The sequence below is a fragment of the Rhodoferax sp. genome (assembly GCF_014859475.1).
Taxonomy (GTDB): domain Bacteria; phylum Pseudomonadota; class Gammaproteobacteria; order Burkholderiales; family Burkholderiaceae_C; genus Rhodoferax.
On record NZ_JACUUE010000121.1, the window covers coordinates 1 to 7,379 of the forward strand.

Annotated in this window: 5 protein-coding genes and 1 pseudogene; 2 read left to right on the forward strand and 4 right to left on the reverse strand. The window is 59.7% G+C overall.

The genetic code is table 11. The features are described 5' to 3' along the window. Nucleotides 1-67 precede the first annotated feature (67 nt). Nucleotides 68-1,072: a lipopolysaccharide heptosyltransferase II gene (waaF, locus tag IBX54_RS10475; protein WP_296542601.1), complete on the forward strand. Its 1,005-nt coding sequence runs from the start codon at nucleotides 68-70 to the stop codon at nucleotides 1,070-1,072. 219 nt (nucleotides 1,073-1,291) lie between these two features. On the opposite strand, the pseudogene IBX54_RS10480 reads toward waaF, so the two are convergent. Both IBX54_RS10480 and IBX54_RS10485 read right to left on the reverse strand, forming a co-directional pair. After that, nucleotides 1,292-1,396: pseudogene (locus IBX54_RS10480) on the reverse strand (VapC toxin family PIN domain ribonuclease); the annotation flags it as partial. A gap of 90 nt (nucleotides 1,397-1,486) precedes the next feature. Then, the gene (locus IBX54_RS10485; protein WP_296542602.1) at nucleotides 1,487-2,689 is read right to left on the reverse strand and encodes an MFS transporter; all 1,203 of its coding nucleotides are present in this window, start codon (nucleotides 2,687-2,689) and stop codon (nucleotides 1,487-1,489) included. A 277-nt stretch (nucleotides 2,690-2,966) separates the two neighbouring features. Between IBX54_RS10485 and IBX54_RS10490 the strand changes: the two genes are divergently transcribed. Next, entirely contained in the window at nucleotides 2,967-3,683 is a 717-nt protein-coding gene (locus IBX54_RS10490) for a class I SAM-dependent methyltransferase (RefSeq protein ID WP_296542603.1), read from the forward strand. On the opposite strand, the gene IBX54_RS10495 is transcribed toward IBX54_RS10490, so the two are convergent. After that, nucleotides 3,620-5,701 carry a UvrD-helicase domain-containing protein gene (locus IBX54_RS10495; RefSeq protein ID WP_296542604.1) on the reverse strand — a complete coding sequence of 694 codons (2,082 nt, stop codon included), beginning with the start codon at nucleotides 5,699-5,701 and terminating at the stop codon, nucleotides 3,620-3,622. The genes IBX54_RS10490 and IBX54_RS10495 overlap by 64 nt on opposite strands. A gap of 51 nt (nucleotides 5,702-5,752) precedes the next feature. Then, on the reverse strand, nucleotides 5,753-6,796 hold the full coding sequence (locus tag IBX54_RS10500) for a nucleoside monophosphate kinase (RefSeq protein ID WP_296542605.1): 1,044 nt from the start codon (nucleotides 6,794-6,796) through the stop codon (nucleotides 5,753-5,755). Nucleotides 6,797-7,379: the final 583 nt, after the last annotated feature.

Below are 7,379 nucleotides of genomic sequence, written 5' to 3' on the forward strand. Positions count from 1 at the left end.
GCTCGCAGTGACGAAGTCTCTGTTCAAAGTCCGTGTGCGGTATCGTGCGTGACACGGCGGGCTTGCGATGACGAAGCGCTCGCTCATCATTGCCCCGCAATGGATTGGCGACGCGGTCATGACCGAGCCGCTGCTGCGTCGCCTGGCAGCGCGCGGCGAGCAGCTCACCGTGGGCGCGCTGCCCTGGGTGGCCCCGGTGTACCGCGCCATGCCGCAGGTGGCCGAGGTGATCGAATTCCCGTTTGCCCATGGCGGCCTGCAATGGCGCGAACGCTGGCGCCTGGCGCAGCAACTCAAGGGCCGCTTCGATGCCGCCTACGTCTGCCCCAATTCGTTTAAGAGCGCGCTGCTGCCCTGGCTGGCGGGCATTCCCAGGCGCGTTGGTTACCAGGGCGAGGCCCGCATCGGGCTGTTGACGCAGCGCCTGGGCAACCCGCCCAAGGGTCAGCGCCCGCCCATGGTGGCGTTTTATTCGGCCTTGAGCGGCGAAAAAGATGTGGCCACCGACAGGCCGCAGCTGCAACTCGCGACGGCCGAGGTAGAAGCTGCCCTGGCTGCCTTGAATCTGACGCGCATGGGCTACCACGTGTTTGCGCCGGGTGCCGAATACGGCGAGGCCAAGCGCTGGCCGGCGCACCACTTTGCCGCGCTGGCGGCGCAACTGGATTTGCCTGTGGTGCTGCTGGGCTCGGGCAAAGAGGCCGCGCTGTGCGCCAGCATCGCGGACCCGGTCAACGCGCAACGCCCCGGGCACTGCCTCAATCTGGCCGGCAAAACCACCCTGCTGCAGGCTTTGGGCGTGATCGCCGCCTGCAAAAGCATGGTCAGCAACGACTCGGGCCTGATGCATGTGGCGGCAGGGTTTGGCGTGGCGCAAGTGGCTATTTTTGGCTCCACCAGCCCGCTGCACACGCCGCCACTTAACGATTTGGCGAAGGTGCTGTGGCTCAAGGCGGACACCACTTACCAGCCGCCGCTGGACTGCGCACCTTGCTTTGCGCGCGTTTGCCCGCTCGGCCACACGCGCTGCCTCAACGACATCCTGCCTTCTCGGGTGAAAGCCCTCTTATAGAAGCCAACGCCTCGGCTGCAAGCAAGTTGGCAGGTGCCTACGACGCTGTTACACGGAACTTAAAAAGACGCATTTTTGACCCCCCTCAACGAACGGCTTTCAGCGCTTCGTTGTCAGCAACGCAGCGGAATCTGACTGTGCAGCGTCCGGGAAGCGTGCAACGACTTCCAATTGCCCGGCCATGGTTTTAAGCACGTCTGTCAGCATTTTTTGCGACAGTCAAGCCTCCCACGGATTGATGATGGGCACGCCGGTGGGCTTGAAATCAGCGACGTTGCGAGTGACCACCGTCATGCCATGCGCAGATAGTCCTGGAAGCGCATCAGCACATGGGCCGGACGGCCGCGGTCTGTGATGATCACCGGCCCGTTGTTTGTGGCCCGTGTTTTCATGTATTCGGTTTGAGGGCTCGGACTACTGGCCTTCCGATGGCAATTCAGGGGTGGTAAGCCATCGGGCAGCCAACGCAGGCACGAGAATAGCGTAAAGTGCGATGCCCCCTGCCAACGTCGATAGCGGCATCGCCGCCTCCAATGCAAATCCCAAGGCGATGGGTGACACGGCCGTGGCAATGACCATCAGGCCGGTATGAACGCCGCGCACCATGCCGAGGTTTTCCACCCCGAAAACCTCGGCCCACAACGATGCCGAGACCACACTGTTGGCCCCTGCCGTGGCCCCCAATCCAAGGAACAGGCCCCAAAGCGCCATGGGCGGTGGCGCCAGCGCCGCCAGCAAAACACCCACTGCCAGTGGCAGCAAATACAAACGAAACAGCACCACCATGCTGCCACGATCAACCCAGCGCCCGGCCAGCCAGGTGGTGGCGGCCTGTGTTGTGGCAAACCCCACAAAACCCTGTGCCACCTGTATCGCCGACCAATGGCGTAGTGCCGACAAGGCCCCCAGGTGCAAAAAAACCGCCGTCACAACAAAAGGGGCCACCAACACGACCGACAACACCGCGTAAAAAGTGGGGCGACGCAAGAGGTGTCGCCGGCGCAGGCGCGCCACAGGGATACCTTGGGCATCCACATGCGTTGACACACGCGGCAAGCGTCTTGCGGTCATGCGCAGCGCCGGCAGTGCAACCAACACTACCAAGGCGGCCGCACCAGCCCAGACCCAGCGCCATGATGTCAAGCCCAGCATGGCGGTCACGCCCAGCGGCAGCAGTGCCTCACCCAAAATAAAGCCAAACGTCGCAGTGGCAATGCTGCGCCCGCGATGGCGGGCATAACGTGTGGCAGTGACGATCGCCATGTGCCCGGTCAACCCTTGTCCCCCCAGACGCAGGCAAAACAAGCCCGCCAGCAGCATCAGCGACCCGCTGGCAAGCGCCATGAGCAAGGTACCGAGCCCCAAAACGCCAAGCGCGAAGGTGATGGCACGACGTATGGTGAGCCGGTCAGCCAGTGCGCCCAGCCAGAACATCAACACACCGCTGGTTCCGGTGGCGACACCGTACAACGCGCCCCATTGGGATTTCGTCAGAACCAGTTCTTGCTGGATAGACGCGCCAAACAGGCCGATGAAAAACGACTGCCCAACACTGGACATGAGCGCCGCAGCCAAGCCAAAGGCGGCCGCGCGACGATAGTGAATTTGGTAACGCAAAAAATGGAGTGAGGTTGTCTGCAGATTGCAGTGCCATGAGACCCTGCAGTTGATGCAAAAGGTGGTCGTTGGCGGATGACTGGAGGGCCAATTTTAGAGCCATCAACGGGAGCGGGATCAATGCATCGATAACGTGCGCGCTATGCGCCTGAGGCTTTGCGACAATGCAGCTTTATGCGCAGATCAAAGCTCTTGAGCGTTTCGCACCCGGCCCATGCAGGCGGCCTTGCGTTGCACCACCTTCCCGGACCGATAGCGCCCATGCGCGTGCTGACACATGATGTCGCCCCAGCGTGAGTGCCCCGTCTGCCAGGCCGCGTCCTGCAGACATTTCATCCAGGTCGCGCCCTACGATTACTGGCGTTGCCCCTTTTGCGAGGCCACTTTCGTTGATCCGGCGCAATTGCCCAGCAGCGACATCGAGCGCGCCCAATACCACCTGCACCGCAACGACGTACATGACGTGCGCTACCGCCAATTCCTGGCGCGACTGGCCTCGCCGCTGCTTGAGCGACTGGCACCCAACTTGTCAGGTTTGGACTACGGTTGCGGCCCCGGGCCTGCATTGGCGGCCATGCTGACCGAAGCCGGGCACCGCATGGCCCTTTACGACCCGCTGTTCTTTGACGATCCGGCCGTGCTGGGCCAACGCTACGATTTCATCACCTGCACCGAGGTGGTAGAGCATTTTCATCACCCATTTGCTGAGTTTGCCCGGCTGGATCAGCTGCTCAAGCCCGGTGGCTGGCTCGCGGTGATGACAACATTTCAGACCGATGACGCCGCGTTTGCCCGCTGGCACTACCGGCGCGACCCCACGCATGTGGTGTTTTATCGCCCGACCACGTTTCAGGCGATGGCCAGGCACTACCAATGGCAGTGTGACATTCCCTGTGCAAATGTGGCTTTGCTGTACAAACCCGGTCGGCATCAGGCCACTTGCGCGTCGCTTGGTGCCTGGGGCAGCAAGGGCGAAGGCTCACCCACGCTGTAGAGGGTGAGCCGGTGCATGGCGCGGGTGCAGGCCACGTAGAGCAGATTGCGGTCCATCTCGGTGCGGTAGTTGTCCGCGCTGACATCGGCCACGATGACCCGGTCAAATTCCAGCCCCTTGGCCAGGTACGCGGTGCAAACAATGACCCCGTTTGAAAACCCTACGCTGCCGGCATCCAGCAGGCGCACTTCGAGATCCGCTTGCGCCAAAGATTTGTGCAGCCGCGCTGCCTGTTTTTGCGTCTTGGCAATGATGGCCAGGCTGTGGTGATCGGACTGCTTGAAGGCTTCGATCTCATTGCGCAAGTGCGCGACCATCTGCGCCGCACGCTGGCATGACACCACGCGCGGCGGCTCGCCACGGCGTCGCATGGCTTCCAGTTCCGGGTTGGGCGAAATCGCCAACGCAAACTGCATGATCTCCCAGCTTGAGCGGTAGCTCTTGGTGAGCTTGACGCTGGTGGCTGATTGCAGGCTTTGGCTGATTTGCTCGGCGGTGGAACTGGTGTAAGGGTTGACAGATTGGGTGGCATCGCCAAGCACGGTCTTGCGACAAGTGAACAAACGACCCAGCACGGCGTATTGCACTGGCGTGTAGTCTTGCATTTCGTCGATCAACAAATGCTTGACACGGCTGCGCGGGTTGTTGATGCCCTCGAGCCGCATCTTCAGATGGATCAGTGGAAACACGTCTGCGTACTCAAGCTTGCCGCCTACAGGTTTGAAAAGTTCGGGCTGACCCATCCAGTCAAACAGACCCTGATAGGCCTGGCGCAGCGTGATCTTGCGCACCATGGCGCGGATCGCTTCGCGCAAGGATTGACGCTCTTCGATGAGCAAATCGTAGTTGTAGTGGATGCCGATCTGGCTTTCTGCCGCCTTGAGCACCAGCGCTATCCGCTCGGTGAGCGTATTGCCCCGATGCTTTTGCCAGGTTTCCGCAAAAAACCAGTCCGGCACGATCTTGCGACCGGTGCGCCACTCGGCAGCTTGGAATGAGCTGGCCTCGACATGCTCCACATACGTGCCAATCTGGCGCAAAAAATCAACTGATGCCTTGGCCGAGATACGGGCCTTGAGCGCTTCATCATCCTTTTCCAGCAGGATCGATGTCTGCTCAAAAAACGTTTGGAAACGATACTGGTGATCGAGCAGTTCGGCTGCCAGGTCTTCCATGCCGATCTCTGCCACCTGCTCCTCACCCAGCTCTGGCAACACGTTGCCAATGTAGTCGGCAAACACGCGGTTCGGCGAGATGATGAGGATGTCGTCAGAGCTCAGCGTGTCCTTGAAGCGATACAGCAGATAGGCGATGCGGTGCAGCGCGATGGAGGTCTTGCCAGAGCCGGCCACGCCCTGGATGATGAGCGTGTGGGCATCGTCATTGCGAATGATGGCGTTTTGGTCGCGCTGAATGGTCGCGACGATGTTCTTCATGCCCTCGTCATTGCTGGCGCGACTGAGTTCTTCCTGCAGCACGTCGTCAACAATGTTGACACCTGACTCGAGCACAAATTCCAGCGCGCTGTCGCGAATACGCATCTGGCGTTTGAGCGTCAGGCGGCCCCGCACCTCGCCCATGGGCGCCGTGTAATAAGCCGGGCCGGTTTCGAAGTCGTAAAACATGGACGAGATTGGCGCGCGCCAGTCATACACCAGCGTTTCACGCGCTGCCTCATCACGAAAATGGTGTACCCCAATGTAGATGGGCAGCTTGCTTTCTTCGCCGTCGCGCTGAAAGTCAAAGCGGCCAAAGTAAGGCGAACGCATCAGTTTGAGCAGCTTTTTTTGCTGCACTTTGAGTGCATCGGCACTGTCAAGCGTTTGCTCTATGGTCTGGCGCACCGCAATTTTCTCAAGATGATCCATATCGCGTTGTGCCGACCACATGTACTCTTTGCGGGTTTGCACCTCTTGCGCGTACTCGTCCAGACGCGCCTCAAGGCTGGCCAGCGCCTTGCGAATGCTCACGTAAAAATCTTGCAGCCGGTTTTTTTCTTCAATGGTGGCAGTGGTCATACCTGCTTGATCCTCTTCAAATGGCTAATGCCGACAAGCCCAAATCCCGGCTCAGGCGCTTCTTGGATAAGGCCTCAGACCCAGCAGAATTTCTGCCTTTTCGCACAGGGGCTGCGCCATCCGTTGCGGATCGGTGAATTCGGCAAGCTGCTTGCACAGCAAAGAATAGACTGCTTCGCGGCTCTGACTGGTGTCAATTTCAACGCATTTGCTTTTGCCCTTGAACAACGCAACAGTCGGTAGCGTCTCGGCCTTGAAAGTGTCAAACCGCAGCTTCATGGCCGCGACGTTGTCGTCAGCCCGACCAGAGTATTTGGCCCGGCCCAGAATGCGCTGCTCAAGGACTTCGAACGGGCACTCAAGGTACAACATGGTCGGCAGCTGCGCGGCCCGTCCGAAGACTTCGAACCACGCCTCCAGGTTCGACAGCGAGCGCGGAAAACCATCGATCAAAAAGTTACGCTTGCCGGTGCTTCGGGTCGTCTGCTCCATGGCATCTTTCAACAGGCGTACCACGATTTCATTGGGCACCAGCTTTCCGGCGGCGATGTATTCCTTGATGATGTCGGTCGTCGGGCCGCCCGCTGCCTGCTCGGCACGCAGCAAATCGCCAGCGGACAGGTGTGTCCAGCCCAGCTGGATTTCTGCCAGTTCACACATCGTGCCTTTGCCGGCGCCGGGGCCTCCCAACACAAAGACCACATTGGGTGGCGGGCAGGGCTGCCTCGGATCGACGTGGTGGATCACCACCCTGGGCGCGGGCGCGACGCCCATTTTGTAAACGTTCCATGCCCGATCGGTGGGCGGCAGCTCGTCGTCGCAGGTGATCTCATAGGCAAGATGGCCATCGAGTCGGCTCATGCGCCAGGACTTGTAACTGTTGGAATAGGAAATGGCGGGGCTTCTGGCCGACTGGCCATCGGCGCGGTCCCAGGCACGCCTGCCGTTCCAGTAACCCTGACTGGAGACAGTGCCTGATTCTGACTTGGCGGGCGGCGCGTTGGACGGCACATACAGGCCATCCACCTCGGGCTGGCCAGCACCGGTGATTTCGATGAATAAAGTGTTGGGAGCGAGTGACGTGGTTTCGGTCATGGTGTTGAGTGAAAAAGTGAAAGGGGTAATGCAGGAAAAAAAAGTAGCAAAGTGGCGTGCCCGATGTGCCAACAGGTGCCAAGGCTTTTAGCCTAAAACCGAGGAAAGTCGGCAGGCTCAGTGCGCAGGGCTATGTTCATCCGGTCGTGCTGACTGGCTTGATTTGGAGTGTCGAAGTGTAATTGCAGTCTTCTTTGACGTACTTCCTTGTAACAGCAGCAACACCATCCACGCAAAAGCACTGCCGCAATCGCGTGACAGGAGCTACCCAAAAGCCCTGAGTGCTAACCGGCCGTGTTGCATCCAGCACTTTTTTCATCGAGCTGTCAAACTAACGACTCATCATGGGCTCGGTCATGTGGCTGTTATTGGAACCATGCAGAACGCCATGATCGGCTTCTGACCGAAAGCGAACTGGGTGATCTCTAAGCTGCCTGTCGTGAACGGCTCTTATGGGTTGCAGTCACCTGCCAGCATTCGAAATGCGCGTGCACAGCGGGTTTCCAGCGATTCTTAGGACCTTGACGTTCAAAAAAAAGCCACCCGAAGGTGGCTTGTAAAGTTCCCCCGTGGGAGGAACGTC

Coding starts and splice junctions, on each gene's coding strand:
- waaF (WP_296542601.1), top strand. CDS start 68: ATGACGAAGCGCTCGCTCATCATTGCCCCGCAATGGATTGGCGACGCG.
- IBX54_RS10490 (WP_296542603.1), top strand. CDS start 2,967: ATGATGTCGCCCCAGCGTGAGTGCCCCGTCTGCCAGGCCGCGTCCTGC.
- IBX54_RS10495 (WP_296542604.1), bottom strand. CDS start 5,701: ATGACCACTGCCACCATTGAAGAAAAAAACCGGCTGCAAGATTTTTAC.
- IBX54_RS10500 (WP_296542605.1), bottom strand. CDS start 6,796: ATGACCGAAACCACGTCACTCGCTCCCAACACTTTATTCATCGAAATC.